Annotated in this window: 26 protein-coding genes and 1 riboswitch; of the genes, 20 read left to right on the top strand and 6 right to left on the bottom strand. The window is 50.2% G+C overall.

Annotation, left to right across the window (positions count from 1 at the left end):
• The first annotated feature begins 11 nt into the window (after positions 1 to 11).
• The 7 genes from KNO90_RS04135 (at position 12) to KNO90_RS04105 (ending at position 4,521) form a co-directional block, all read left to right on the top strand.
• Positions 12 to 431 carry an RDD family protein gene (locus KNO90_RS04135; RefSeq protein ID WP_214741872.1) on the top strand — a complete coding sequence of 140 codons (420 nt, stop codon included), beginning with the start codon at positions 12 to 14 and terminating at the stop codon, positions 429 to 431.
• A 125-nt stretch (positions 432 to 556) separates the two neighbouring features.
• A complete protein-coding gene (locus KNO90_RS04130; protein ID WP_215113054.1) occupies positions 557 to 1,408 on the top strand; it encodes a DegV family protein in 852 nt (283 codons plus the stop codon).
• Between the two features lie 19 nt (positions 1,409 to 1,427).
• The gene (locus KNO90_RS04125) at positions 1,428 to 1,754 is read left to right on the top strand and encodes a thioredoxin family protein (RefSeq protein ID WP_215113053.1); all 327 of its coding nucleotides are present in this window, start codon (positions 1,428 to 1,430) and stop codon (positions 1,752 to 1,754) included.
• Positions 1,755 to 1,840: 86 nt separating this feature from the next.
• Positions 1,841 to 2,242 (top strand): (4Fe-4S)-binding protein, encoded by a 402-nt coding sequence (locus tag KNO90_RS04120; RefSeq protein ID WP_215113052.1) that lies wholly within the window; start codon positions 1,841 to 1,843, stop codon positions 2,240 to 2,242.
• Positions 2,243 to 2,268: 26 nt separating this feature from the next.
• Positions 2,269 to 3,150, top strand: a complete 882-nt coding sequence (locus tag KNO90_RS04115; protein WP_251127319.1) for a DUF5996 family protein — start codon at positions 2,269 to 2,271, stop codon at positions 3,148 to 3,150.
• The gene (locus KNO90_RS04110; RefSeq protein WP_215113051.1) at positions 3,151 to 3,423 is read left to right on the top strand and encodes a GNAT family N-acetyltransferase; all 273 of its coding nucleotides are present in this window, start codon (positions 3,151 to 3,153) and stop codon (positions 3,421 to 3,423) included.
• A 15-nt stretch (positions 3,424 to 3,438) separates the two neighbouring features.
• The gene (locus KNO90_RS04105; protein ID WP_215113050.1) at positions 3,439 to 4,521 is read left to right on the top strand and encodes a low temperature requirement protein A; all 1,083 of its coding nucleotides are present in this window, start codon (positions 3,439 to 3,441) and stop codon (positions 4,519 to 4,521) included.
• Positions 4,522 to 4,551: 30 nt separating this feature from the next.
• Here the strand turns inward: KNO90_RS04105 and KNO90_RS04100 are convergent, their stop codons facing one another.
• The 3 genes from KNO90_RS04100 to KNO90_RS04090 form a co-directional block, all read right to left on the bottom strand.
• Complete coding sequence (locus tag KNO90_RS04100) at positions 4,552 to 5,277, bottom strand: DUF4261 domain-containing protein (protein WP_215113049.1); 726 nt, start codon at positions 5,275 to 5,277, stop codon at positions 4,552 to 4,554.
• A gap of 84 nt (positions 5,278 to 5,361) precedes the next feature.
• Positions 5,362 to 7,683, bottom strand: coding sequence for an ABC transporter permease (locus KNO90_RS04095; RefSeq protein ID WP_215113048.1), 2,322 nt, complete (start codon positions 7,681 to 7,683; stop codon positions 5,362 to 5,364).
• Between the two features lie 12 nt (positions 7,684 to 7,695).
• Positions 7,696 to 8,394, bottom strand: coding sequence for an ABC transporter ATP-binding protein (locus KNO90_RS04090; RefSeq protein WP_214741862.1), 699 nt, complete (start codon positions 8,392 to 8,394; stop codon positions 7,696 to 7,698).
• Between the two features lie 158 nt (positions 8,395 to 8,552).
• On the opposite strand from KNO90_RS04090, the gene KNO90_RS04085 reads away from it, so the two are divergent.
• Complete coding sequence (locus KNO90_RS04085; RefSeq protein WP_214741860.1) at positions 8,553 to 9,383, top strand: DegV family protein; 831 nt, start codon at positions 8,553 to 8,555, stop codon at positions 9,381 to 9,383.
• A 291-nt stretch (positions 9,384 to 9,674) separates the two neighbouring features.
• Positions 9,675 to 11,354 (top strand): sensor domain-containing diguanylate cyclase, encoded by a 1,680-nt coding sequence (locus KNO90_RS04080; protein WP_214741858.1) that lies wholly within the window; start codon positions 9,675 to 9,677, stop codon positions 11,352 to 11,354.
• A gap of 45 nt (positions 11,355 to 11,399) precedes the next feature.
• Here the strand turns inward: KNO90_RS04080 and KNO90_RS04075 are convergent, their stop codons facing one another.
• A complete protein-coding gene (locus KNO90_RS04075) occupies positions 11,400 to 12,041 on the bottom strand; it encodes a homing endonuclease associated repeat-containing protein (protein ID WP_012727053.1) in 642 nt (213 codons plus the stop codon).
• Between the two features lie 453 nt (positions 12,042 to 12,494).
• On the opposite strand from KNO90_RS04075, the gene KNO90_RS04070 reads away from it, so the two are divergent.
• The 6 genes from KNO90_RS04070 (at position 12,495) to KNO90_RS04045 (ending at position 18,396) form a co-directional block, all read left to right on the top strand.
• On the top strand, positions 12,495 to 13,307 hold the full coding sequence (locus KNO90_RS04070) for an undecaprenyl-diphosphate phosphatase (RefSeq protein WP_215113047.1): 813 nt from the start codon (positions 12,495 to 12,497) through the stop codon (positions 13,305 to 13,307).
• An 80-nt stretch (positions 13,308 to 13,387) separates the two neighbouring features.
• A riboswitch (FMN riboswitch) is annotated at positions 13,388 to 13,530 on the top strand.
• 152 nt (positions 13,531 to 13,682) lie between these two features.
• Positions 13,683 to 14,747, top strand: a complete 1,065-nt coding sequence (gene ribD, locus KNO90_RS04065) for a bifunctional diaminohydroxyphosphoribosylaminopyrimidine deaminase/5-amino-6-(5-phosphoribosylamino)uracil reductase RibD (protein ID WP_215113046.1) — start codon at positions 13,683 to 13,685, stop codon at positions 14,745 to 14,747.
• Complete coding sequence (ribE, locus tag KNO90_RS04060) at positions 14,747 to 15,388, top strand: riboflavin synthase (RefSeq protein ID WP_214741852.1); 642 nt, start codon at positions 14,747 to 14,749, stop codon at positions 15,386 to 15,388. The genes ribD and ribE overlap by 1 nt, the downstream gene beginning before the upstream one ends.
• Positions 15,388 to 16,563, top strand: a complete 1,176-nt coding sequence (ribA, locus tag KNO90_RS04055) for a GTP cyclohydrolase II (RefSeq protein WP_215113045.1) — start codon at positions 15,388 to 15,390, stop codon at positions 16,561 to 16,563. The genes ribE and ribA overlap by 1 nt, the downstream gene beginning before the upstream one ends.
• Before the next feature lie 5 nt (positions 16,564 to 16,568).
• The gene (gene ribH / locus KNO90_RS04050; protein WP_214741849.1) at positions 16,569 to 17,033 is read left to right on the top strand and encodes a 6,7-dimethyl-8-ribityllumazine synthase; all 465 of its coding nucleotides are present in this window, start codon (positions 16,569 to 16,571) and stop codon (positions 17,031 to 17,033) included.
• 127 nt (positions 17,034 to 17,160) lie between these two features.
• Positions 17,161 to 18,396 carry an HD domain-containing phosphohydrolase gene (locus tag KNO90_RS04045; protein WP_215113044.1) on the top strand — a complete coding sequence of 412 codons (1,236 nt, stop codon included), beginning with the start codon at positions 17,161 to 17,163 and terminating at the stop codon, positions 18,394 to 18,396.
• 38 nt (positions 18,397 to 18,434) lie between these two features.
• Here KNO90_RS04045 and pruA read toward each other — a convergent pair whose 3' ends face one another.
• On the bottom strand, positions 18,435 to 19,979 hold the full coding sequence (gene pruA, locus KNO90_RS04040; protein WP_214741845.1) for an L-glutamate gamma-semialdehyde dehydrogenase: 1,545 nt from the start codon (positions 19,977 to 19,979) through the stop codon (positions 18,435 to 18,437).
• A 171-nt stretch (positions 19,980 to 20,150) separates the two neighbouring features.
• Between pruA and KNO90_RS04035 the strand changes: the two genes are divergently transcribed.
• The 3 genes from KNO90_RS04035 (at position 20,151) to KNO90_RS04025 (ending at position 23,250) form a co-directional block, all read left to right on the top strand.
• Positions 20,151 to 20,954 (top strand): hypothetical protein, encoded by an 804-nt coding sequence (locus tag KNO90_RS04035; protein WP_215113043.1) that lies wholly within the window; start codon positions 20,151 to 20,153, stop codon positions 20,952 to 20,954.
• A 12-nt stretch (positions 20,955 to 20,966) separates the two neighbouring features.
• On the top strand, positions 20,967 to 21,404 hold the full coding sequence (bcp, locus tag KNO90_RS04030) for a thioredoxin-dependent thiol peroxidase (protein WP_215113042.1): 438 nt from the start codon (positions 20,967 to 20,969) through the stop codon (positions 21,402 to 21,404).
• A gap of 484 nt (positions 21,405 to 21,888) precedes the next feature.
• Positions 21,889 to 23,250 (top strand): alanine/glycine:cation symporter family protein, encoded by a 1,362-nt coding sequence (locus tag KNO90_RS04025; RefSeq protein ID WP_214777777.1) that lies wholly within the window; start codon positions 21,889 to 21,891, stop codon positions 23,248 to 23,250.
• A gap of 40 nt (positions 23,251 to 23,290) precedes the next feature.
• Here KNO90_RS04025 and KNO90_RS04020 read toward each other — a convergent pair whose 3' ends face one another.
• A complete protein-coding gene (locus KNO90_RS04020; RefSeq protein WP_214741837.1) occupies positions 23,291 to 24,994 on the bottom strand; it encodes a methyl-accepting chemotaxis protein in 1,704 nt (567 codons plus the stop codon).
• A gap of 214 nt (positions 24,995 to 25,208) precedes the next feature.
• Between KNO90_RS04020 and gatC the strand changes: the two genes are divergently transcribed.
• Together gatC and gatA are read left to right on the top strand one after the other, a co-directional pair.
• Entirely contained in the window at positions 25,209 to 25,499 is a 291-nt protein-coding gene (gene gatC, locus KNO90_RS04015) for an Asp-tRNA(Asn)/Glu-tRNA(Gln) amidotransferase subunit GatC (RefSeq protein WP_012727041.1), read from the top strand.
• 11 nt (positions 25,500 to 25,510) lie between these two features.
• Positions 25,511 to 26,953 carry an Asp-tRNA(Asn)/Glu-tRNA(Gln) amidotransferase subunit GatA gene (gene gatA, locus KNO90_RS04010; protein ID WP_215113041.1) on the top strand — a complete coding sequence of 481 codons (1,443 nt, stop codon included), beginning with the start codon at positions 25,511 to 25,513 and terminating at the stop codon, positions 26,951 to 26,953.
• Positions 26,954 to 26,960: the final 7 nt, after the last annotated feature.

Raw genomic sequence — 26,960 nt, 5'->3', positions numbered from 1 at the left:
CGAGAGAAAGGATGATTGCTGTGGCAGTCCCACTTTGGAAACGAGCCGTTGCCGGTCAAATCGACCAACTCGTCTTTCAGACACCGGCGAAACTGATTGAAAAGGCCGTCCGTAAAAAGATTTGGCCAGACAAGGAAGTGAAACGGTATTACTTGCCGACCGTCGTGACGATGGCAGGTGAAGTGTACTGTATGTTGTATCAAAAAGGTCAGACATTGGGTGACCGCGTCGTCGGCATTCGAGTCGTGAGTGCGGACGGACGCCCACTCTCCCTCGAGCAAGTCGTGAAGCGGACGCTCTATAAAGACGTCGTCTATCCGGCGACGCTCGGGATTCCGCTCATCCGTGCACTTCAGCAGATGAAGTCGAACAAAGACCTCGAGTTGCCACACGATGAGTTCGCCCATACGAAATTGATTTCCACCAAGTAAAGAGAAGCAGGGCGACCGCGTGTCGCTCTGTTTTTTCGTCCTATTCGGTCGGGTAGGAATAGGGATAAGAAATAAGGTATAATGGGATTGGACAAAAATGAACGACCATTGGAGGATTTTTAGTTATGACAAAAATTGCATGGATTACCGACAGCATGGCCAACTTCTCTCAAGAAGAAGCGGCTCGTCTCGGTGTCGATATCGTTCCGATTCAATTGATTGTGGACGGGAACGGATATAGTGAAACAAATCTCTCGCTTGATGACTTACATCGGTATATGATTGACCAAAAGAAAGAAGCGAAGACGTCACAACCGATTTTCGGAGACTTTATCGCCCGCTACGAGCGCTTAAAAGAAGAGGGGTACGATTGTGCCATCGCCGTCCATTGTTCGAACGGATTGAGTAGCACGGCAAAAAACTCGAAAGCGGCAGCCGAAGCGGCTGACTTCAAAGTGTATGCCATCGACTCACATGCTGCGCTCGAAGCACAGCAGGAACTTGTTCGAATCGGAAAGGCTGCTGAACAAGAAGGCAAATCTGTCGAAGAGATTGTCGCGTTGCTCGAAGCATGGCGCGATAAGAAGAACTTCTTCATGATTATCGGAAACATGGAGACGATGCGCCGCGGCGGTCGCGTTTCTTCTGGTGAGATGTTCCTCGCGAACATCTTGAACATCAAGCCGATCATCACCCTCGATGAGACAGGGAAAGTCATCCCGTTCAAAAAGGCACGCTCATTGAAGAAGGCGTATGCGGAGATGGTCGGTGAGCTCGAACGCCGTCATGCGGAAAACGGTGTGAAGGACAACCGAGTGTTCGTTCAGACGGCACTCGCACCGAAGATGCAAGACGATCTCGTCGCGCTCATCGAATCGAAGTTACCGGAGATTGAAATCGTACGGACGCGTTTCTGTCCGTCCATCGCGGTACATGCCGGATTCGAGACGGTCGGTGTCTTGTGGCTCGACGCTTAATCATTAGGAGGAATGCAAGATGGAAGCAATGACAACCTTGACTGGATTGAATGAACGGATTGCGGGCACGGAACAGTTGCTCGTCTACGTGTCACATCCGGGATGCAGTGTCTGTCATGCGCTGAAACCTCAAATCGAAGAGATGCTCAAAGAGTTCCCTAAGATCGAGGCGGTCGCAGTGGATTCGGACGAGGTGCCTGAAGTCGCAGGTGCCTTCTCGATTTTCACGGTGCCGGTCGTCCTCTTTTTCATCAACGGGAAAGAAATGCTCCGCCGGGCGCGGTTCGTCCCGATTGGAGAGTTGACGCATCAGCTTGAACGTATGCAAGAAATGAGGCAAGCCTGAACTTGACCCATCATCCATTCATTGGATGGTGGGTTTTTTTCATAGTGTAACGGGTAAAGACCCGCAAACACATAAGGGGTGATTCGATGCGAGGCAAACAATACGTAGGAGAATCGATTGATGTGTACTATGACGTGTCGCTCTGCGTCCATGCGGCAGAGTGTGTACGTGGGCTACCGGAAGTGTTTGATACAAAGCGGAAACCATGGATCTTACCGGATGGTGCCGAAGCGCCAGACGTTGCGACGGTGATTGAACGTTGTCCGAGCGGTGCGCTCCAGTTCGTTCGGAAAGATGGTGGAGATACGGAGACGGCGGACGTCCCGACGTCGGTGAAATTGAACGACTGGCAACAAATCGAGGTGCGCGGTGACCTTCACATCGAGCAAGGGGATGAGGTCATCTCCACTTACCGAGCCACGCTATGTGGGTGTGGGCAATCTGGGAAGCGACCGATTTGCGACCATAGTGGGGCGTGCAAAGAGTGAAAGGATGATTGAGGATGCACATTCCAATGCATTCAGAATGGCACGATACGAAATTGACACTGCATTTGATCTCGCAGCTTCTTGGAAAGATCAAGCTCAAACTGGCACCACCGGAACCGCAATGGGGGCACGTCTCGTTGCCACTTACGGTTCATGGCTTCACGACAGGGTTGTTATTTGAAGGAGATCGGGCGCTTCAAATTGATGTGGACCTGTTGACGTCTTGCCTTGTCATCCATGTCGAAGATCAAACGGACGCTATCCCGATTGAAGCAGGGAAGACAATCAAGTCGTACCACGATGACTTATTCAATCGGCTGCGGACGCATGGAGTCAACATACGCATCAATCCGAAACCACAGGAGATGTCGTTCAAAGGGTTACTCGATACGGATGAGACGCCGCTCGCCTATGACGCGACGTATGCCCGAAAAGGATTGAGGTTGTTTCAACGGGCGGCGCACGAACAATTGACGTACTTATCGAAACTGCGATGCCGAAAAATCAAACCGGCACTCTTTTGGGGGACATTCGACGTGTCGTCGCTCGTCATCTATCCGATTGAGCACCCGTTTCCGGAAGATAAAGTGATCGAGCGTGTCGCCTTCGATGAACAGTTGATTGAATTCGGATTTTGGCTCGGAGACGATGTAACGGAACGTCCGAGCTATTTTGTCTTACCTTATCCGTTCCTGTTCAGACCGATGCCGACCGAAACGCTCAAGCCGGAAGCTGCCTATTATGATGCGGAGAAGAGTGAGTTTTTCTTACCGCTTGATGAAGGAACGAGTCGGGAAGTACAAACGTTTTTGTCTACATCATTTGACATCTTGATGGATGAGATGGATTGGACGACGCGTGATCATTTCTTCATTCCATTAAAATTAGATGAGGAGCGTGGGGAGTAAATGGAGATTAAGCAAAAGGAAAATACGTTTTACGTAGGGGACGAGAACGAACCATCAGCAGAATTACATTACGTGCCGACTGGACCGGATAAACTGATTGTCGACCATACGTACGTCAGTGATGAGCTTCGGGGACAAGGAATCGGAGAGAAGCTTGTCGTTACGGTGGTCGAATATGCTCGAGAACAAGGGAAGACAATCATCCCGCTCTGTCCGTTCACGAAAAATCAGTTCGACCGACATCCGGAATATCACGACGTATTGGCGAACTGAACAGAGGTGGATGAAATGGAAGAAAAACGCGCCACGTGGTTAGAACTTTTCTATGACTTGGTCTATGTCGCCGCGATCGCGACGGCGACCCATGTCTTACTCCATACACATCATGGCGTCATTCCATTCGAATACGCCTCGAAATTCGTCCTCATGTTCATCCCGATTTGGTGGGCATGGGTGGGGCAGACGATGTTTATTAATCGCTTTTTTGAAGACGCTGTCCACCAGCGTCTCTTTGTGATTGGACAGATGATCTTCGTCCTCATCATGACGGCGAGCCTGAACGTGAATTTTGATGATTACTACTATTCCTTTCTGATTGGCTATTTGGGACTGCGCATCATGACGGTCTTGCAGTATACGATGGTGAATCGACGCATTCAAGACTCGGCGGCACGGTTTTTAGGAACGTATTTTTGGATCGGAATCGTGGTCTCGTCATTCTCTCTCTTTTTTGACGGAAATTTGCGCTACGTCGTCCTCTATCTCGGGATCATCATTGATTTGATTATCCCGATCATGGGTCGGAAACGTCTGGCCATGACGCCCATAAACTTAGGATATTTGCTCGAACGCTTTGGTCTTTTGACCATCATCGTCTTAGGGGAATCAATCATCAGTATCTTGGCGGTGCTCGAGCCGCAAGACGGAGATATCCGGTCCATCAGCTTTTCGATTTTAGCATTCATTGTCCTCATCGCGATCTGGTGGCAATACTTTGACAACATCGAAAAGAAAGTAGATAAAGAAGCGACAGGGACCGGTCAAATCATTCTGTACGGTCATCTGTTCATTTGGATGTCACTCAGTGTCTTGGCGAGCATGATGAAACTCATGTATCTCGGTGAATTGGATGAGCGTTTTGAAGTCATCGTGACGTTCGGTGCGGCACTTGTGTACTTTTTATCGACGACACTCGTGTTTCACAATCATCGTTTCCCCGAGAGTCGGTTGCACTGGGGCTATTTCGTCTTTTTTGTCGCGCTCCTACTCGTCTTCTTGGGGATTCATCTGATTGTCCTCGTGTCACCGTTAATCATCATGATTGAACTCGCCATCTTCTTCGCCATCTACGCCAAACTGACGACCACATAAAAATGGAGCGCCGCGGGGCGCTCCATTTTCTTATTCTGCTGCTTGTGGGACAAGATAAATCAAGCCGAACGGGTTATGCAACAAATTGTCGATGGTCGTCCGCTCGTCTTCTCCCATCTCGACCGTGAAGGCACGTCCGTCTTCAAAGGCGAAATGGTCGCCATCGCCGAACATCGCGCCACCGGAGATGAGGTGGAAGTTGAACGAGTGAATGATGTGAATGGCATCTTCAATGTCGAGGGTCATCGGTACGGCCACGTCTGCATGACCGAACGCTTTCATCCCCCATGATATATAGGCGTTCTCTTCTTCCGTGATTGCCGTGAGGAGCGAGTAGTCGAGCGCGAGGTCTTCTTCTTTTGATTCTTGCCACTCGTCTTTCGAGAAGGAGACACCAGCCGATTCGACCATGACGCCAACTCCACCAGCATTTAAGACGGCATTTGCGGCACGACGCGCAGCAGCGACGTCTGTCAAATCGTTGACGTCGACAATCAAGTAGACGACATGCGTGTGACGGGCGATTCCTTTCGCCACTTTCGGTGTGAAGCCACCAGAACTCGCGTGGATCATCGCCTCGGCGAGGGCCGGGTCGCGTTCCACGACTTCCACGGTAAACGCCTTGCCTGTTTCATCTTCGAGCAATAACAGACCGGCCATCGTGTAGCCTTCGCTATGTAAACTGATTTGTTCGCTGACGCCTTCTGCGGAAGACCAGTTTCCGGGAATGGCGAGCATAACTTGTGTACGATTCATGTCAATCATCCTTTTCTGCAAAAGTCAGGTCCCTCCTCAGGAGAGACCTGGTCTATCTCTTATTATGCCCTATTTTGGCATGAATTATTCTTGATACGTCTTTAAAACTTCCTGAAGCGGGATTTGATCAATCTTCCGACGACTGATGAACGTACTCAGGAAGAAGAGGAGAACGACTGCGCCGAGCGTATAGACGATATAGATCCACTCGAATTCAAGCGGGAGGACGAGTCCGTAATCTTCTGCGAATACGACGATGATGACCCGCAGCGTCAACAAGGCGATCGGGATGCTCAAGAGAGCCGAAACGAGCGCGTAAATGAAATAACTGTTCAAAATCATCGAGCGAACTTCCCGTTTTTGATAACCCATCACTTTCAACAAGGAGATAACGTAATAGTTCTTCTCGACCGTCAGCGCCGTCAAGACGAACAGAATGCTGAAAGCGATGAGAGAGGCTCCACCGATCAAAACGTTCATCATGAAATTCATATATTGATTGATGGACTCGGACTGCTCAATCAACCCTTGACGTGACAGGATGGTCGGATAGTCCGATTCGTTCGGGCGTTCCGTCGCATAAATGCCGTTGAACAGCTCATCTGTCGCCCCGTCCGTGAGTAGTTCGCTTAATGTCGCCCGAGGCAAGTAGGCGAAATCCCCGGAGAATTCATCGGCAATCCCGATGATTGGATAGGTCAGCGTGTCCTCGTTCAGTTCGACATCGATGTCTTGACCAACTTCAAGTCCGAGTTTGAGGGCGAGTGACGAAGATACGATTAGACCATCCGGTTCAAGTGTCAATGCGTCACCATCCTCGTTACGTAGCGGGAACAAGGTATTGTCGACATCTAATCCTTTCAACGTGACTAATTTCTCTTCGACAAATGCGAATGGATAGGTGAGAAATGGCTCTTGCCCGTCTTCAATTGGCGGTGAACCATCCGTATAGGCTTCGTATTCATAGGCTGCTTCGTTCAAACCACCTACCGTCATTCGGTCAACGGCCCCGTTCATCATGAGGGCGAAGACGATGAGGATTGTCGAGAACAAGATACCGAAAAAGAAAATGAAAAAGCTACCCGTGTTCTTGACGGCGTATAAATATTTGAACTTTGTCTTGCCACTCGCTCGTTTCAACAGTCGACTGACGAGACGACTGAGCCGGTTCAGTGACACATTGTCCCGTGGTGACAAGAGGGAGAGGGCGCTTTCTCCCATGATCTTATAGATGACAGCTCCCGCGACGAGTGTAAAGAAGAAGAGCGGGGCGAACACGGCTGTCAAAAATACGAGTGGACTTTGGGCGATGGTGATGGACGGTAAGAGATAAAAGTCGAGATAGAGTTCTTTCAACGGGTTCGCAAAATAAAGTCCCAGGAAATAACCGATGATGAGCATAAAAAATGCAAAAATCAAGATGAGCACCAAGTAAGGCGAGGCGATTCGTCGACGACTATAGCCGATCGCTTTTAACAGACCGATTTGTCCTCGTTCTGCCTCAAGCATATTGGAGATCAGGATAGCGACGATGATGACGGCAATCGAGACGATAAAGAGACTGAGCCCGAGCGCCATCGCTTTTCCGGATGAAATCTCGCTATAAATGGCACCGCTTCGAATGATGTTCTCCGTCTCCATGACCGAGACGACAAACGAGAGCTCAAGGTCGGTCTTGACCGTTTGATCAGTCACCCCGGACAACCTGAACGACTCTTGTCCAGTGAATGATTCAAACGAGTCATCTGTCATCAAGAGGAGGGTTTGAGAGCCTGGGTCGAGATTGAAAAAGTTGTCATCGAACAGCGGAAGCGTGTAGTCCGGGAAGAGGACATACCCACTCACCGTGAACGGACGACCGAGGTCGATCGTGTCCCCGATGTCGATGCCGTTCTCTTCGGCATATTTTTTGTTTAAAGCGATTTCGTCATTCGCGCTCGGTCGCTCACCGGCTTCGAGGTAGGAGCGGTTGATCGTGTCTGATTCTTTGACGATCAGTCCCCGATGTTCGGCATCCTCGAACGTGTAGGTGACGGATTTAAGGTCACGGAGTTCAATCGTAGCATCCGGCATTTCCTGTTCGACGGCGGCGATACGTGATTCGATCAGACGATTGAAGATTTCCGCATCGGCTTGTTTGATGTCAGCTAATGTGAACGTTCCTGTTTCCGCGAGCGCAGCGACAACGGGATCGCGTAATTCTTCTTCTGTCACCCGATTGAGCATTTCAATGGCGAAATCTTCCTGATTCGATTCCTTTAGGTAGTCTTCCGTTGGGACCTCGATTCCGCTGATTCCATAAAACATCATCGTATATGTGAGAGAACTCATGACGATGATGATGGCGATGGCGAGGAGTTGCATCCATTTCTTTCCGAGCGTCTTCCACACATTTTTGTACAGCATGTCACCACCCCCTTATCCCCAACGGATGTCACGCGCCGCGACTCGAGTGTCGTGATGGGTCACTTCGACGATTCGACCGGAGTTCATCTTGATGACATCGTCAGCCATCTCACTGATTCCGTTATTGTGTGTGATGACGACGATGGTCTTTTGGTACGTCTCGTTCAAGCGTTCCAACAGTTCGAGCACCTTTTTCGAGTTTTCCTCATCAAGGGATCCTGTCGGTTCGTCACAAAAAACGATGGCCGGATTTTTGGCGAGGCTCCGGGCGACGGAGACCCGTTGCTGCTCACCGCCGGATAGTTGATACGGATATTTATCGCGTGCCGATGAGAGTCCCACTTGTTCGAGCAATTCATCAATCGGGAGCGGGTCTTTCGTCAAATCGGACCCGATTTGAATGTTCTCGTATACAGTCAGATTTTGAAGGAGATTGTATTGTTGAAAGATGAAGCCGAGATGGTCGCGTCGAAACGACGTCATCCGTTCGGGAGACAATTCGGTCAGCACGATGTCGTCGAACGTGATTTTGCCACTCGTCACCGTGTCGAGTCCGCTGATGACGTTGAGTAACGTACTTTTCCCGCTCCCGCTTGGTCCGAGAATGACGACGAATGCGCCATCACGAATGGTCAGGTCGATCTCTTTCAAAGCAGCTGTTTCCACGTCGCCGGTTTTATAAATTTTATTGACGTTCTCGAGCTGGATCATGTCTCTTTCGCCTCCTTGATCGTTATGTATCTTTACCCGTTCCGATATAGGATTGGACCTGGTACAGGTTGAATATTTTGAAAAAATAGTGAAAACGCTTCACCTATGATAAAATAATATAACCAGGTACTAAAAACTTTTTAAGGGAGAAATTTCTCATGAAGATTGCTTATATTACGGACAGTACGATTGTCCTTCCAGATGCTTTAGTGAATCACCCTGACATCCACATCGTCCCGCTTTACGTCGTCAAAGGGGACCAACCGTATAAAGACGGGATTGAAGTCGATGCGAAAACCGTTTATGAATGGATTGATGCCGGGGAGCGTGTGTCGACGAGTCAGCCGGCAATCGGAGATTTCGTCACGCTCTATGAGAAATTGAAAGATGAATACGACATGGGCATCGCGATTCATCTATCGTCCGATCTAAGTGGGACGTACTCGGCGTCTGTGCAGGGTGCCGAAATCGCAGAATTCAAGTTGCTCGCTTTCGATTCACGGGCAGGAATCTATACGATGGGACTCATGTTCGAGGAATTAATTGAACGAGTCGAACGAGGCGATGCGCTCGAAGACGTAGAAGCCTACATGAAGGCGCGCGTGGAGGACGTCCGCATCGAGTTGACGCTTCAAAACTTGACGCAAATGCAAAAAGGCGGTCGCATCTCCAAATCGAAAGCGCTCATTGGGAATATGCTTCAGTTGAAACCGGTACTCCGATTCGAAGACGGGTTGATTGTCCCGTATCAAACCGTTCGGACGTATAAAAAAGCGCAAGCTCATTTATTTGAAGTGTTGCGTGCAGCAATCGAGTCAGGCGAATGTCAGGACGTCTCGATTTTCCATGGGAACGTTCCTGAACTTGCCGAAGAGTGGAAACAACGACTCGGTGATACGATTCCGATTCGGGTCGATACGCTCGCTCCGCTCCTCGGGGCGCATACGGGATCTGGGTCGATTGGGATTTCATATTTGAAAGCGAAATAATGGGTAAGGACGGTCCTTCTGAGAGGGACCGTCCTCTTTACGTATTCTTTTGTTTCCTCAAATAGAGAAGTGTAATGGTAAGCGAATAGATGACCAAAAAAGAAATCAGAAATAGAGAAAAATCCATGATTATCCCCCTTTATAAAAGTTGTTGCCGACATCTAAAGTAACGAAACATCGAATTGGGAATGATTTCAATATTTCATTGTCTCAACTTTCAAACAATTGCTGGAATGTTTTTGTATTACGAGGCATACTAAAACAAAATGAACGAGAAAAGGGGAGAAGGCGATGCAATTTCGGAAGTATCTGGCTCGAAGCTGGCTCGCGTGGATGTTCGTCTTCACGAGTGTGACTTATATGACCATTCATCATCTTGACTCGTTCGACTGGCCGTTGTTTTGGTTCATTTATACGCTCGGCGCACTATTTGTCATGAATCCTCTCAAGCGTCGACATCTTCACTTCACGTTTCATGAGATGTTCGTCTTTATCACGTTCTTCCTATACGGACTCGCACCCGCCCTGTTGATGGGGCAGTTACTTCTGTTCACGTTTCAGGCCCGTGCCTTCAACCGTAGAGTGGGACGCCGGCGATTCCTTCACTTCTATCCGCTCAATACGATGATTGAATGTCTACTCGTTCTATTACCTGGACTCGCGTATATCGGGCTTGGAGGACGGATTGGCGAACCTGTGCACTTGATGCAGCAAGGATGGGCGATGGTAGCCTTTTTGGGGACCCTGTTCCTTGTCCTTATGATGAGTTTTGCCTTGTCTTATTTTATGGTCGGGGAACGGATCCCATTTCCCATCATGTGGCGCCTGATTCGTTTTGATTGGCTCGTCGTGTCACTTGAACTCTTGTTCACGATGATTGCCATCGAGGCCTACCTTGTATCTGGATATGTTGGACTCATCGTCACGTTCTTTGTTCTCTCGGTCTTGAAGATGTCGATGTCAAAAGCGACGGAGACGGAAGAGACGAAGTCAAAAGTCGATCAGGTAGAACGTTTGAAAGAACAGCTCTATCGTGTCGATAGCGAACAGCTGTTGATTGAGAAGTTTTGGAACGGGCTTCGTGATATCGTCGAAGTAGAACGAGGCTGGTTACAGGTCAACCGAAAAGGGGATCGCACGTTTTACGATATGACGGGTCGGGTCATCCCGAGTGTGCCAGACGCCTTCACGATTGAGCGATATCAAGATGAGGACGAGTCCTGCTTCGTTTACGACTCGCTCCACGAGTGGCACCCTGAGCTACAAAAGCAACAACAAGAACTACATCATTCGGCGCTCGTCATCCAACCTGTCTGGGGAGCGGAAACGGCGGTCAGCTGTATGGTATCGACGACGGCTAACGGGGCATATGAGACACCGATTGCTGTTGAGGTGAACCGTCTACTCAAGACGTTATCGTGGTCCATCGAGCGCATCGACGAACGCAACCGTTTGCAACACGAGAGCTTGACGGATCCGTTGACGGGATTACATAATCAGCGGGCGCTACGCCGTTGGACGAAAGAACGACTGAACGATGTGGCGTCCTATCCGCTCTCTGTCTTCTTGATTGATTTGGATCATTTCAAATCGATTAACGACACGTACGGGCATGCGTTCGGGGACGAGGTATTGATTGAAGCAGGTCAACTCTTTACCCGCAATGTCCGAGCGACGGACTTGGTGACACGCTATGGTGGGGAGGAGTTCGTATTCGTCTTCCCGAGAATGGACGAGGCTGCCGCCCATCTGGTCGGTGAGAAGATACGAGACGCCCTAAAGCGTCATGATTTTGGGACGGAGGGCACATGTGTCACCGTAACGGCGAGTATCGGAATTGAAACGATTTATGAGTATGAAGACCTTGATACGGTATTGCGACACGCGGACCGAGCCATGTACGTCGGAGCGAAATTCAATGGGCGAGATCGTGTCGCCCACTATCATGATTTATCGACTGAAGTCAGATAAAAGGAGGATCCACCAAAACGGGGATCCTCCTTTCGTATGAAATGATTATGAGTTCGTATTATATAGTTCAGATTCAACCGCATGAACGGCGGCTGACCAGGAGCCATAGCGATGCAGGATCGCCTTTGTCGAAGGTTTGTTGTTCCGTTTTGCCCATTCACGGTAAGCTTCGAATGAGAGCGAGAAGCCCATTTCCTGAATGGCTTCACGGAGCGCATTTGAGAGCTCTGTTTTTGAATAGGTCACACTCGCCTCAAGACCCGCTTCGGCACAGGCATCATGCCACGAACCGAACGTCTTGACGATATGGTAATGGCTCGGTGCCTTCGGATGGAGCTTTCGCCATTGCTGATACTTCTTCAAGGTGATAATCGAGCCCATGTCTCGGGAATAAATCGCGAGCGTCTCGATGATGTCCTCGCGTGTATACTTCGGCATTTTGTCTGGCAATTCGACGGTTGATTCCCCGTGCCATTCATAGCCTGCGATGGCAAGTGCCTCAGCCCATGACCCGAACTGACGAATAATGGATTCAGGAGATGGCCAATTCTGTTCCATTGCGAAGCGACGGTAAACAGAACGACGTGGACGTTCTTTCAATAAGTCCCCGAGAAGACGAATGCAATGGATCATCCTTTGCTGTTCGGTGGACAAGTGATGGGATTTAGTGGATAGCGTTTGACTCAATGATGGTTCCTCCTTCCGTGGACTCAAATCTGAACCGACAATGATTAAAAAAATGCTCCTACAATCATACTATCGGATTGTTTTTCGGATTTATTAACGTGATTTTGAAAAAATTTAAACAATTCCTAAGAATTGGATAGGACTAAAGTCGCATTTGACAATTTCAAAAAATGGTAACAGTTCTATTACAAATTAAATCGAATTTCGTGATAAATGTAAACATAAAGTTTTAATCACCCAAATATGTAATATTTTTATAAAAAAGTACCCAACTGGAGAGTTGGGGTCATCGCCTTCGCTCCAGGTGAGTACCCTTCTATAATAAATTTAATTTTCAGACTAATCAATCAAATAATGAAATTACGCCGAAAAAATTTTAATGGCTGGTCAATGAAAGACCGATTCTGCTAAAATAGCCGCATTGAGTGAAAAACAGAAAAGAGGATCATCACTATGACAGTTTGGTTATTTTATACGTTGCTCGGTTTGATTCAAGGGTTCACAGAGCCTATTCCGATTTCGTCGAGTGGACATCTGGTTATCTTCCAAGAACTATTTAACATCGACTTACCGGGATTGTCATTTGAAGTTTTCGTAAATTTTGCTTCACTTCTCGCCGTCTTGACAATTTATCGTCAAGATGTGATTCGTCTCATCGTGAGTCTTTGGACGTTCTTATTTAAAAAAGACCGCACTGAGGAAACGATGATCGATGTGAAGTTCATCGGATTGCTACTCGTTGCGACCGTTCCAGCCGGTGTGCTCGGTGTCCTGTTCGGGGACTGGATTGGAGAAGTGCTCGGGGGTGTGGCGACAGTCGGTTATACGCTCATCATCACGGGACTCGCCCTTTGGTTAATCCGAAATATGCGAGGGAACAAGGGTGATGGAGGCATCACGCTACGCGATGCCATCTTGATCGGATTGGCGCAGGCCGTGGCGCTCATTCCTGGAATCAGCCGTTCTGGGGCGACCATCGTCATGGCGATGCTCCTCGGAATCAAACAGGAGTCGGCACTTCGCTTCTCGTTCTTCCTGTTCATTCCAATCAGTCTTGGAACGATGATTTTGGACGGACCGACCTTGTTTACGAATCCGGAGACACGCGACTTATTTGGACCGTTGATTCTCGCATTCGTCGCCTCGTATGTGCTGACCGCCATTTCATTGAAGTGGTTCCAACACATCATGGCAAAAGGCGAATTAAAATATTTTTCATATTATTGTTGGATTGTCGGGCTTCTTGTCGTCCTCTTTCTCGCATAACCAGGACGCTACTCTCACGAGTGGCGTTTTTTCTTTTGCGAAATAAAAACAATTGCGCTACAGTAAACACGTACAAACAAATATTCCTTCGGGGTCGGGTGAAATTCCCAACCGGCGGTGATGGGCCAATGCCCTAAGTCCGTGACCCGGGCGCACGTGTGCGAACGGTGGATCTAGTGAGACTCTAGAGCCGACAGTATAGTCTGGATGGGAGAAGGAACAAAAAACAGGTCCGTGTGACCTGTGCTTCGTCGTACGCTTTTCTGTATAGAAAACGTTTATTTGGCTTGCTCAAATTCGACGAAACCCTCCCACCAAGACCCTAAGGAGCGCTCCTTAGGGTCTTTTGTTTGTGCGGAAAAAGGAGGGAGAACGATGAAACAGTACATGGAACAGGCCATTCAATTGGCGAAATCAGCCGATGGACAGACCGGCGTCAATCCACTCGTCGGTGCCGTTCTCGTCAAAGACGGGCGCATCGTTGGGATGGGTGCTCACCTTAAGGCGGGCGAACCCCATGCCGAGGTACACGCCATCAATATGGCTGGGGCGGCTGCATACGGGGCGACCCTGTATGTCACGCTCGAACCGTGCTCGCATCATGGCAAGACGCCACCGTGCGCCGACTTGATTGTAGAGTCGGGCATCAAACGTGTCGTTGTCGCCATGAAAGACCCAAACCCGCTCGTTGCAGGGAACGGGATCATGCGTCTCCAGTCGGCCGGAGTTGAAGTCGATGTGGGGTTGCTTGAGGAGGAGGCGCGTGCCTTGAATCCGGCGTTCTTACGGTCGCTTGAGACGAAAAGACCGTACGTCATCTTGAAGACGGCGACGAGCCTCGATGGAAAAGTGGCGTTGGAGACAGGGGAGAGTCAATGGGTGACGAGTTCAGAAGCCCGTCGTGATGTGCATGAACTTCGTGCCACGGTCGATGCGATATTGACCGGGATTGGCACGGTGCTCGCGGATGATCCGTCACTCACGGTTCGATTGGACCGTGTGACGCGTCAGCCGAAACGAGTCGTGCTCGACCGTGACTTGAGGTTACCGTTCGCCAGTACGCTCGCACGTACCGCCGAAGACGTCCCGGTGCTCCTCTTCACTTCGTCAGACGAAACGGAGAGACGTGAACGAGCTCAAGTCGCTGGTATCGAATTATTCGATTATACGTCGCTCGGTACAGTTTTTGAGACGCTATACGCAAATGGAATCGGGCGTGTGTTAGTCGAGGCTGGACCGACGCTCGTCACATCCCTTCTTGACGGAGGTTACGTTGATGAGTGGGTCGCCTATCAATCACCACGGGTGTTCGGCGGTAAGCATGGCGTCTATCGCTCACAACAAGAAGGGGCGATCGATGGGATTTCTCGCTTTACAATTCATCAGGTCGAAACGATTGGCCCCGATCTAAAAGTCGTCCTTCGTAAGGAGGCGTTCTGATGTTCACGGGAATCGTAGAAGAAATCGGCTCAGTCAAAGCGGTGAAGCGAAACGGTCCGTCTTTACGACTCGTCATATCCGCTGCGAAAGTGCTCGACGATGTGAAGCTCGGGGACAGCATTGCCGTCAATGGGATCTGTCTCACCGTGACGACGTTCGATGACACGACGTTCTCTGTCGATGTCATGCCAGAAACGTTGAAGGCATCGAGTTTAGATGGGGTCAAGCCGGGGACACGTGTCAATCTCGAACGGGCGATGCCGGCGAACGGACGGTTCGGTGGGCATTTCGTATCTGGACACGTCGACGGGGTCGGACGTATCACGAAGAAACGTTCGCTTGCGAATGCCGTCTATATCGACATCCAATGCGAGAGCAACCTCTTGTCTTACATCGTACCGAAAGGCTCGATTTCCGTAGATGGGACGAGCTTGACCGTGTTCGATGTATCGGCGCGTGGCTTCACGCTGTCATTGATTCCGCACACGTATAGCGAAACCGTGCTTGGGATGAAGCAGACGGGTGATTTAGTCAATTTGGAATGTGATCTGTTAGCAAAATATATGGAAAAGGTCGTCGGGCAGTCGAAGATGACGCTCAAGTCCTTAGCAGAACAGGGATACGGAAAGGCGGGATGGTAATGTTTGATTCAATTGAACGGGCACTCGAGGAATTGAGACGAGGACGTCCCATCATCGTCGTGGATGACGAGGACCGTGAGAATGAGGGAGACTTTGTCGTACTCGGAGACAAGATGGCACCGGAGACGATGAACTTTTTAATCACGGAAGGAAAGGGGCTCGTCTGTAGCGCCGTCGCGGAAGAAGTGGCGGCACGTCTTGCCCTCGCGCCGATGGTGACGAACAGTACGGACCCACACGGTACCGCCTTTACGGTCAGTGTCGACCATATCGATTCGACGACTGGCATCTCGGCGAGTGAGCGGTCTCATACCGTTCGAGAACTGGCGAACCCGTCATCCCGTCCGTCCGACTTTCAACGCCCGGGACATCTGTTCCCGTTGATTGCGAAAAAAGGAGGGGTCTCTGTTCGCCGAGGTCACACGGAAGCGTCCGTCGACCTGGCGCGACTCGCCGGAAGTGAACCGGTCGCGGTCATCTGTGAAATCATTCGAGAGGACGGGGAGATGGCGCGCGTACCGGATTTGGTCCAAGTCGCAGAACGCCACAGGTTGGCATTCATCACCATCGAAGCGCTAGTCCGATACATGGAAGAAAACCTCGTCACGCGCGTTGCGGACGTGTCCCTGCCTTCCTCGAAAGGAGCGTTTCGCATGATTGGGTACGAGAATCGATTGGACCGACAAGAGCATGTGGCGCTCGTGACAGAGACGCTTGAAGAAGTCCCGCTCGTTCGCATTCACTCCGAATGTTTGACTGGCGACGTCTTCGGCTCGTATCGCTGTGACTGCGGTCCACAACTCGATGCGGCGATAGAAAGAATCGAGCAGGAGTCAGGGATTGTCCTGTACATGCGTCAAGAAGGACGAGGGATTGGACTGTTGAACAAACTCAGAGCCTATGCATTACAAGAAGACGGATTGGATACGGTCGAGGCGAATGAGGCGCTCGGTTTTCATCCCGACCTTCGAGACTATCGGGTGAGCGCGGCGATGCTTCGTGACCTTGGGGTGACCCGTGTACGACTCATGACGAACAACCCTGAGAAAGTTGAGGCGCTCGAAGCATGTGGCATCACGGTCGTCGAACGTGTTCCGATTCATGTCGGTGCCAATCAAACGAACGAATCGTATCGGATGACGAAACAACTTAAAATGAACCATATCGGAGGATGAAGGACATGACACATACATTTGAAGGAAATTTAGTTGGAGAAGGATTAAAGATTGGAATCGTCGTCGGACGGTTCAACGATTTGATTACGATGCGTCTGCTTGACGGGGCGAAAGATGCCTTGAAACGTCATGGGGTGAAGGAAGAAGATGTATCGCTTGCTTTCGTCCCGGGTGCATTCGAACTGCCGCTCGTTGCGAAAAAGATGGCGATGAGTCAAAACTATGACGCGGTCATCACGCTTGGGGCCGTCATCCGGGGTGCGACACCGCACTTTGACTACGTCTGTAATGAAGCGGCCAAAGGAATCGCCCAGGCGAGCTATCAGTCCGAAGTACCGGTCATCTTTGGTGTATTGACGACGGAGACGATTGAACAGGCGATTGAACGTGCGGGTACAAAGGCAGGAAACAAAGGATGGGAAGCGGCGACTTCCGCCATTGAGATGGCCAATCTGTTGAAGCAAGTGTGATCACGAACCGGGTGACAATCACCCGGTTTTTCAAATGGATAAAGTAGGATAAAAAGACTGAAAATTGGGTAAATTACATGCATGGAACGATTGATTTTCATTTCAGAAGAATAGGGAGGTTTGGCACATGGCAACTTCGCATGAATCATTGACGTTACAGTTACAACAACAAGAGCGGCTCCATCACCTGCTTTCGTCACTCCTCAATCGCTTTTTAACGACAGAGATTGCGGATTTCAAAAAGCGGGTTGACCAGTCGTTAGCCGAGCTCGGACATTATTTCGCGGTCGACCGCGTCTATGTCTTTGATTACGATTTTACGAATCAAGTCTGCCACAACACATTCGAATGGTGCGCCGAAGGAATCACGGCCGAGATGGACAATCTGCAGGACGTGCCAATCGATGTATTGCCCGAGTGGGTCAACACCCATGTGGCAGGTGAGACGATGTATATTCCCCGTGTCTCCGATTTACCTGAGAATAGTGTCGTCCGAGGAATCCTTGAGCCGCAATCGATTCAAAGCTTGCTCGCGGTTCCAATGATGCAAGGGAAGACGTGCCAAGGATTTGTCGGGTTCGACTCGGTTGTCACGGAACGGACGTACACCGAATATGAACAACAGGCACTCCTTGATTTCAGTAACGCCCTTCTTGGAGCGGTCGAACGTCATCGAATTGAGGCGGGACGAGAAGAGGCGCAACGGGTGCTCGCAGAACGTGAAAAAGAATTGATTGACTATCAAGAAGGACTCGTACGGACGTTACTCCGTCTGTCGGCACTTCGAAACAATGAGACAGGGAACCATATCGAGAGGGTCCAAGATTTGTCGACGTTGTTTGCGACGATTCTTTATGAACATCACCATCCGGACGTCACGCCACTCTTCATCGAAGGGATTCGACTCGCAGCACCGCTCCATGATATCGGGAAGATTTCTGTACCGGATTCGATCTTATTGAAGGCGAATAAGCTATCCGACCAGGAATGGGTATTCATGAAAGATCATGTGCGTGTCGGGGGTGAAGTGTTGAAGGATCTCCAGATACAGTTCCCTCAAAACTACTTTATCCAAATGGCCTATCAGATCGCGCTCTATCATCACGAACGTTGGGATGGGACGGGATATATTAAAGGGTTGAAGGGAGAGGAGATTCCACTCGCTGCCCGAATCGTCACCATCATCGATGTCTATGACGCACTGCGGACCGTTCGCCCATATAAACCGGCATTTTCTCATGAAGATGCGATTCTTGCGATGCGGGACATGGAAGGGGCGTTCGACCCGACCTTGTTCGAACTATTCCTGCTCCATCAAGAAGAAATCGCCATCATGTTCGATCAGACATTTAAAGCACACTAAACAAAGAGACGCTCCCGAGGGAACGTCTCTTTTATTGATTAGAACGTTTCAGATGTCGTTTTCGCTTGCATGTGGAGTTGGATGTAATCCGGGCCACCTGCTTTTGAATCCGTACCTGACATGTTGAATCCACCGAACGGCTGATAGCCGACGATTGCGCCTGTGCAACCACGGTTGAAGTAAAGGTTCCCGACGTGGAAGTTTTGACGAGCGTATTCTTGATTCATCCGGTCGCGTGTGAGGACCGCACCAGTCAAGCCGTACTCTGTGTTGTTCGCGATATCGATCGCTTCTTTGAAGTCTTTCGCTTTTGTGAAGGCGACGACAGGTCCGAAGATCTCTTCTTGCATGAGACGCGCTTTCGGGTCTACGTCTGCGACGACAGTCGGCTCGATGAAGTAGCCTGTTGAATCATCAGCTTTTCCACCTGCGACGATGCGTCCTTCTTCTTTAGCGACATCGAAGTACGATGTGATTTTCTTGAAGGCAGCTGCATCGATGACCGGTCCCATGAAGTGTTCGTTCTTCTCTGTGTTTCCGACAGAGAGTTCGTTCGTGAGTTCGACGACGCGATCAAGTACCGTATCGTATACGCTGTCGACGATGACGGCACGCGAACAAGCTGAACATTTCTGACCAGAGAAACCGAATGCCGATTTCACGATCGACTGTGCTGCGAGCTCGAGGTCGGCTGATTCGTCGACGACGATCGTATCTTTTCCGCCCATCTCCGCGATCACGCGTTTGAGCCAAATTTGACCTTCGTTCAATTTAGAGGCACGTTCGTTGATGCGGAGTCCCACATCACGCGATCCCGTGAAGCTGATGAAACGTGTCTTCGGATGGTCGACGAGATAGTCCCCGACTTCTGCACCCGGTCCTGGGATGAAGTTGAGCACGCCTTTTGGAAGACCTGCCTCTTCCATCACTTCGACGAATTTCGCCGCGACGATCGGTGTCGTCGAAGCTGGTTTCAAGAGAATCGTGTTACCGGCAACGATGGCCGCAACCGCTGTACCGGCCATGATTGCGAACGGGAAGTTCCATGGGCTGATGACGATCCCGACCCCGAGTGGGATGTAGTCATATCGGTTGTATTCGCCTGGACGGCTCTCGACTTTCTTGCCTGGTTTAAGTTCGAGCATTTGACGTGCATAGTACTCCATGAAGTCGATCGCTTCCGCTGTATCCGCATCTGCTTCGTTCCACGGTTTACCTGCTTCTTTGACGAGGTAAGCCGAGAACTCGTGCTTACGTTTGCGGACGATGTTCGCGGCTTTGAACAAGACATCGGCGCGGACAGCTGGGTCGACATGGCGCCATGAGTCAAACGCTGTGAGTGCTTCTTGCATCGCACGTTCTGCGAGCTCTTGGTTCGCTTTTGAGACGCGACCGATCACTTCTTCTTTGTTAGCCGGGTTATAAGACGTGATTTTTCCTTCCGTTGTAACCTTTTCCCCACCGATTACGAGCGGATAGTCTTTCCCGAGCTCACCGTTCACTTTCTCGATTGCCGCCTGAATCGCCTCGGCATTCTCTTTTTGTGTAAAGTCTGTGAATGGTTCATGTTTGTATGGAATCATTCTCGTTCCCCCTTAAAGTGATGTTGAGCGTTAAAGCGCTTACGTCTGTATTGTATCGAAATTATCGTAGAAATCCTAGTGAAACAATTTTCCAGAAACACAAGGCATTGGAGTGAAAAATCGAGACATGGTAGGATGGGGGAGAACACGGCTTTTGAAAGGACGGACAACATGAAAAAATGGTTCATTCCGCTTCTCCTTGTCTTCATGCTCGGAGCATGCGGGAACGAGGAAGAGACGGTAGTGAAAGAGACGGAACGTGCGTTGCCGGATGCGGTCACGGAAGTGTATGAAGACTATCAAAAGGCGCTTGAATCGGGAGATGCCGAGGCATTGACCGCAATTGATTATGCTGGTCGCTTGACCGATATCCCGGCGACTGGAGCCGTCACGCGTCAGCTCACACCAGGTGACATCTATAAAGGATGGGTCAATGAAGATGAGGATGTGGCTTTTCTTGTTCATGAGATGGTCGATGCGGACGGCAATCCGCTCCCGAACCGGCTCAGTAAAGTTGCTGTGAAGGAAGGCGATGAGTGGTCACTCGTCATCACGCCGGCCGCTTTGCCGAAAGACGTGATTGCCGAGGTCGGAGATTTGCTCATCGGGGTCCAGGCGAACGAGTATGGAGTCAATGCCGAAGCGAACGCCCGTCTTGCTGAACTTCCGGAAGATGAGGCCGGTCCGATCTATGACCAAGTCAATGCGCAGACGGACTATATGGCGCTCGAGGCGGATAATAACGTCTTCTTGCTCATGGCGGAAACGTTGACGGTCGAAGAGAACCAAACCATCATGACCGACTATTTTAAAGCGTACGAGACATGGTACACAGGTAACGAGGAAACACTCCGAAAAGCGGCTGCAACGGAAGATCCGATCGAGTATATCGAAGTGCTGGACCCGTTAAAGACTAAACTAGAAGAAGCAATTGATGGTTATGACGAACAACTCGTCGACCCATCGTTTGGCTAAGGAGGAAAACAGATGAATGCACCAACATTTTCATTACCAAACCAAAACGGAGAGATGATTTCATTAAAGGATTATCTCGGTAAGAAAGTCGTCTTATACTTCTATCCTCGAGATTCGACACCCGGTTGTACGACGGAGGCATGCGATTTCCGTGATGCTCTGCCGAAGATGGAAGGGGCGGTCGTCCTCGGGGTGTCGGCCGACAGTCAGAAGAAGCATCAAAACTTTATCGCCAAAAATGACCTTCCGTTCGATTTACTCGTCGACGAGCATCATGAAGTGTCTGAATCGTATGGTGTCTGGCAATTGAAAAAGAATTACGGGAAAGAGTATTACGGCATCGTCCGTTCAACTTTCTTAATCGGTGAGGACGGTCAAATCGAAAAAGAATGGCGCAACGTCAAAGTGAACGGGCACGTTGAAGAAGTCGTGGCTGCCATTCAGTCGTAAAACGAATTCGTATCAGACTGTAGACAAACTATGCGTCTACAGTCTTTTTTGTGCCCAAGTTAGGCACGGCTCGCTTTCCTAGGGGCAAGCAGTGAGCCGCATCGCGACTTTCGGTCGCTTCTGGGTCTCCCTTTGCTTGCTATTCCCTCAGGAGTCTCGCCTACCTGTACTTGGTCATTGCTCTAAAGCCGCCACGAGCGGTTTTTTCTTTCGCGACGAATCGATTTCTCGTTGAGGTACAGTCTATCGATCAACGATTCGTATGGATTGTAAAATCGCTGTTTATGAATTCTGAGATATATTACAATCATATTTCGAAATAAAATTTAAGAAGCTTTTAAGAATAAGGGTTCAGGGAAAATATTACAATTATATAACGTTTTGAAAACGCTTTCTTTAGGCGGTGTACCTTGACTCGATTGTGAATGTTCTGAAAAATAAAGGGAGAGCGCTCAAATCAAGAACGTAGGAGGAGAGCAACACCGTGAATCAAATTGAAAGTTGGCTGGCGAGTTTATCGAATCTCGTCTGGGGGCCACATTTACTTATCTTACTCGTGGGGACAGGAATCTTCCTGACCGTCCGTCTCGGATTTATCCAAGTGACGCGACTTGGTGTCGGTCTGAAAGAGGCATTTATCCCAAAACAAGAACAACCGAAGAAAAAGCAACGAGGGGACATCTCTCATTTCCAAGCACTCATGACGGCTTTAGCGGCCACAGTCGGTACGGGAAACATGGTCGGTGTCGCAACGGCGATTGTCCTCGGGGGACCGGGTGCTGTCGTTTGGATGTGGTTATCTGGTTTCGTCGGGATGGCGACAAAGTACGCCGAGGCCATCCTTGCCGTCAAATATCGTGTCGTCGATGAACGAGGTGAGATTGCCGGTGGACCGATGTATTACTTAGAACACGGTCTAAAGAAAAAGTGGCTCGGCATATTGTTTGCCTTATTCGCATCGGTCGCAGCCTTTGGGATTGGGAACGGGGTCCAGACGAACTCGATCAGTCTCGCCTTGAACAATTCGTTCAACGTCCCAATGGTTGTGACAGGGATCGTCATGATGGCGGTCACGGCATTCGTCATCTTAGGTGGTGTCAAATCAATCGGGAAAGTCGTCGGAATCTTCGTTCCTTTCATGATTTTCGCATATGTCGGGAGTGGGCTCGTGATTCTCATCATGAACCTCGAATTGGTACCGGGTGCCTTGTCGACGATGTTCTCGAGTACATTTAGTGCCGAAGCCATCGGTGGGGGGGCGTTAGGTGCCGCGATTCGCTACGGGGTCGCGCGCGGTGTGTTCTCTAACGAGGCAGGGCTTGGATCTGCACCGATCGCGGCAGCGGCAGCGAAGACCGACTTCCCGGGACGTCAAGCACTCGTCTCGATGACACAAGTGTTGATCGACACACTCATCGTCTGTTCCATCACAGGACTCACGATTGTCATGGGTGGTCAATATACGGAAGGGCTTGAAGGAATTGCCTTGACGCAAGCCTCGTTCGCTTACTTCTTAGGACCGATCGGTGAAATCATCGTGACGATCTCGCTCGTCTTCTTCGCCTATTCGACCGTTCTCGGTTGGTGCTATTACGGCGAACGTTCAGCGTATTATTTACTTGGGGAAAAAGTGATTGTCCCGTATCGTGTCCTTTATATTTTAGTCGCAGGACTCGGTGCGATGACGACGAACTTGAATTTGATTTGGTCCATCTCGGATGTGTTCAACGGTCTCATGGCGATCCCGAACTTGATTGGACTCTTGTTCCTCTCAGGTGTCGTTGTCGCCGAGACGAAACGATTCGAACTCGAACGAAAAAAAGAAGTGGCGCAATCTGCCGCTTGATGAGAAAACCCGCCAGACAGCACATGTCGGCGGGTTTTTATCATACCTTGAATTGGCGAATCAGTGAATCGAGTTCTTCCATCTTTTGTTGCGACTGTTCCGTCGCATGGTTCAACTCGGCGAACCGTTCGACGGACATCGTCACTTTTTCGGCGATTTCTTGCGTACCGAGCGCACCGTTGTTGACGGTCGTCGCGACGTCCTGAATGACGCCAATCATGTTCGACGTCAGTTGTTCAAGTTCTCCGGCGGCAGTGGCGAACTCGGTCGCGGTCGTCTCAAAGCGTCCTGCGTCCGTACTATACTGTCCGGCTGCCTCTTCGAGTTGGTCATAGTCTTTCAAGACGTTCGTGTCGAGGAAGTGGAGCATTTGTCCAGAGCTCTCGTTCAAATGATCGACCGAATGGAGGACGGTCGTCGAGATAACTTGAATGCGTTCGACGGTTGCCCGGCTCGTTTCGGCGAGTTTTCGAATCTCATCGGCAACAACGGCGAACCCACGTCCGGCTTCACCAGCACGTGCCGCTTCAATCGATGCGTTGAGTGACAACAGGTTCGTCTGCGCGGCGATATCGAGAATGTCGTTCGTGAGTGTCGCAATCTCACGCACGGCTTTCGCATCTTGCATCGCCTTCTCCAAGTTCGTACGGGTCGATTGAAGGACGCTGATGGCGTTTTCTTTCGCTTCCACCGCATGTGACTTGAGAGAGAGGGCGCGTTCATCGATTTGTCTCGCTTCGTCTTTCCGTTCATCGGCCATGGACACGATATGTTGAATCGTTCGCTCCATATCCGACGCGGAGGCGTTCATCTCTTGAGCGCTCGCCGCCGTCTGTTGCATGCCGGCGGTCAAATCCTCTGTCGTCGCAGCGGTCGTCGTCATGTACGTATCAAGTTCTTTCAACTCTTCATACATATGGGTTGATTGTTTTGACACGCCAGTCGTCACATCGTTCACTTGAAGAATCAACTGACGCAAGTTCGCGATGAACTGGTTAAAGTCGCGTGCGAGTCCGGCGAACTCGTCGCGGCGCTTCACAGGGATTGACGTCGTCAAATCGCCTTCGCTCGTGGCGAGCTCACGCATCTTCGTCTTGAACTCTTTGAGCGGTTCAAAGATGGAGCGGAAGATGAAGAGCATCATGAGAATCGTCATGACAGCGGCGACCCCGAGGACGATGAATAGTGTGAGTTGTACTTGCTCAAACATCTTGGCAGCTGCTGCCGTATCTGTTTGAATCTCTTCCCGGTTCAAGTTGACGAGAAGACCGAGCGAATTCGAGAGTGCATCGGCACTCGGTGTCGCCGTGTCACGAATATACGTTTCTGCGGCAGCGGTCCCTTCTTCGTTAGAAATACGGATGAGTTCAATCATAACGGTTTGGAAGTTGGCCCAATCGGAACTTGCTTGATCGAAGAGCTGTTGATCTTCTTCCATGATAATCGTGTCTTCATAGCCGTCCATCCGTTGTTCTAAGATGGCGACGGATGCTTGAATGTCCCGCTCGATATTTTGTTTCGTCACCGCGTCATCGACGAGTGCGTGACGAAGTAGATGACGGCGAATTTCAAGCAATTGTTTATCGACTTGATGGATTTGATCCATTCCTGGTACCCAAGAGACGGTCATGTCCTCCTGGGCTGCTTTTGATGCGTTCAAGGCATACCAAGAGTAACCGCTTACAACAAGAAGCAGCACAAACATGATACTAAACGCAGTGATCAGTTTATTCCGGATCGACATACGATCCCTCCTTACGAATCTTTTCTATCTTTAGCATAATCAGAATTCGTCACCGACCGTATAGCTGATTTTGAAAGCGGGTCAATATTCAGAGTACATTCCCCTAGTTTCTTAAAAAGAAGACGATTTAGAACGAGATAGATTTCCTTTTTTGTCTTATGAAAAAGTGGTATGATAATGAACGATGTATTGAAAACTGTTGGAGGTGGGAATTTTGGCTCGTATTACAGAAGCTGAAGTTCGGCACGTCGCCGGACTTGCCCGACTTGCGATCACGGATGAAGAAGTGACGCACTTCACGGAGCAATTGACAAAAATTCTCGAGTTCGCCGAGCAACTCGATGAGCTGGATACAACGGGAGTCGAACCGACGACCCATGCCCTAGATTTGAAAAACGTACTACGCAAAGACGAGGTTCGTCCATCGCTTCCACGTGAGGAAGTCGAACGGATGGCGCCTGACTGGGAGAACGGTCAAGTCCGTGTCCCTGCGGTCTTTGAGTAAGGAGGCCTTTCATGAGTTTATTTGACCACGGTGTAGCGAAACTGCATACGTTATTAAAAGAAGGCGAAGTCACGGTCACGGACCTCGTCAAAGAATCGTTCGATCGCATCGAAGCGACGGATGATAAAATCGGTGCGTTCTTAACGCTCAATGAAGAAGCGTTCGAGCAAGCGAAACGTATGGATGAACTTGCGAAAACATCAGACAACCCGCTCTTCGGGATGCCGATCGGTGTGAAAGACAATATCGTCACAAAAGGGATGCGGACGACATGTGCCTCGACGTTCCTCGAGAACTTCGTCCCGGCACACGATGCGACGGTCGTCGAGCGTCTTCATGACGCCGGAGCCGTCACAATCGGAAAGTTGAACATGGACGAGTTCGCCATGGGTTCGTCAAACGAGAACTCGGCGTTCAAGCCGGTTCGTAACCCATGGGACCCGACACGTGTACCAGGAGGTTCTTCAGGCGGTTCAGCGGCATCGGTCGCAGCTGGGCAAGTCCTTTTCAGCCTCGGTTCGGATACGGGTGGTTCGATTCGTCAACCAGCCGCATATTGTGGTGTCGTCGGGATGAAACCGACATACGGTCTTGTCTCACGCTTCGGCCTCGTTGCCTTCGCGTCTTCACTTGACCAAATCGGTCCGCTCACACGTACCGTTGAAGACAATGCTTACTTATTGAATACGATTGCGGGCCATTGCGACATGGATTCGACGTCGGCTGAGGTCGAGGTGCCGGACTATACGGCAGCGCTCAACCAGGATTTGACGGGTATGAAGTTCGCACTTCCGGAAGAGTTCATGGCAGAAGGTGTCGCGCCTGGCGTCCGTGAACAGATTGAACAAGCAATCGAGACGCTCAAATCTCTCGGTGCGACGATCGAGACGGTTTCGATTCCGTCTGTGAAGTATGCCCTCTCGGCGTACTACTTGCTCGCCTCGTCAGAAGCCTCTTCAAACTTGGCTCGTTTCGACGGCATCCGTTATGGACGTCGCGCCGAAGCGGACACGCTCGACGAAGTGTTCACGTATTCGCGTGAACAAGGGTTCGGGGACGAGGTCAAACGCCGGATCATGCTCGGGACATATGCCCTCAGCTCTGGTTACTACGATGCGTTCTACAAGAAAGCCCAACAAGTCCGTACCCTCATGAAGCAGGACTTCGCGAAAGTGTTCGAAGAGTATGATGCCATCGTTGGACCAACCGCTCCGACGACAGCGTTCAAACTCGGTGAACAGCTCGACGATCCGCTCACGATGTACGCGAACGATATCATGACGATTCCGGTCAACTTGGTCGGTATCCCGGCTATCTCAGTTCCGGCAGGTCTTTCAGAAGGTCTCCCGGTCGGTCTTCAAATTATCGGGAACTACTTTGATGAATCAACACTTTACCGCGTGGCCCATGCTTTTGAACAAGCAAACGGCGGTTTCAAGATGCCACAGCTCTAAGGAGGAC

This window comes from Exiguobacterium sp. s63, from assembly GCF_018617335.1.
In the GTDB taxonomy this organism is placed as follows: domain Bacteria; phylum Bacillota; class Bacilli; order Exiguobacteriales; family Exiguobacteriaceae; genus Exiguobacterium.
Note: the sequence above shows the minus strand (reverse complement) of the source record. Positions and strands in the feature narration are given on the sequence as shown.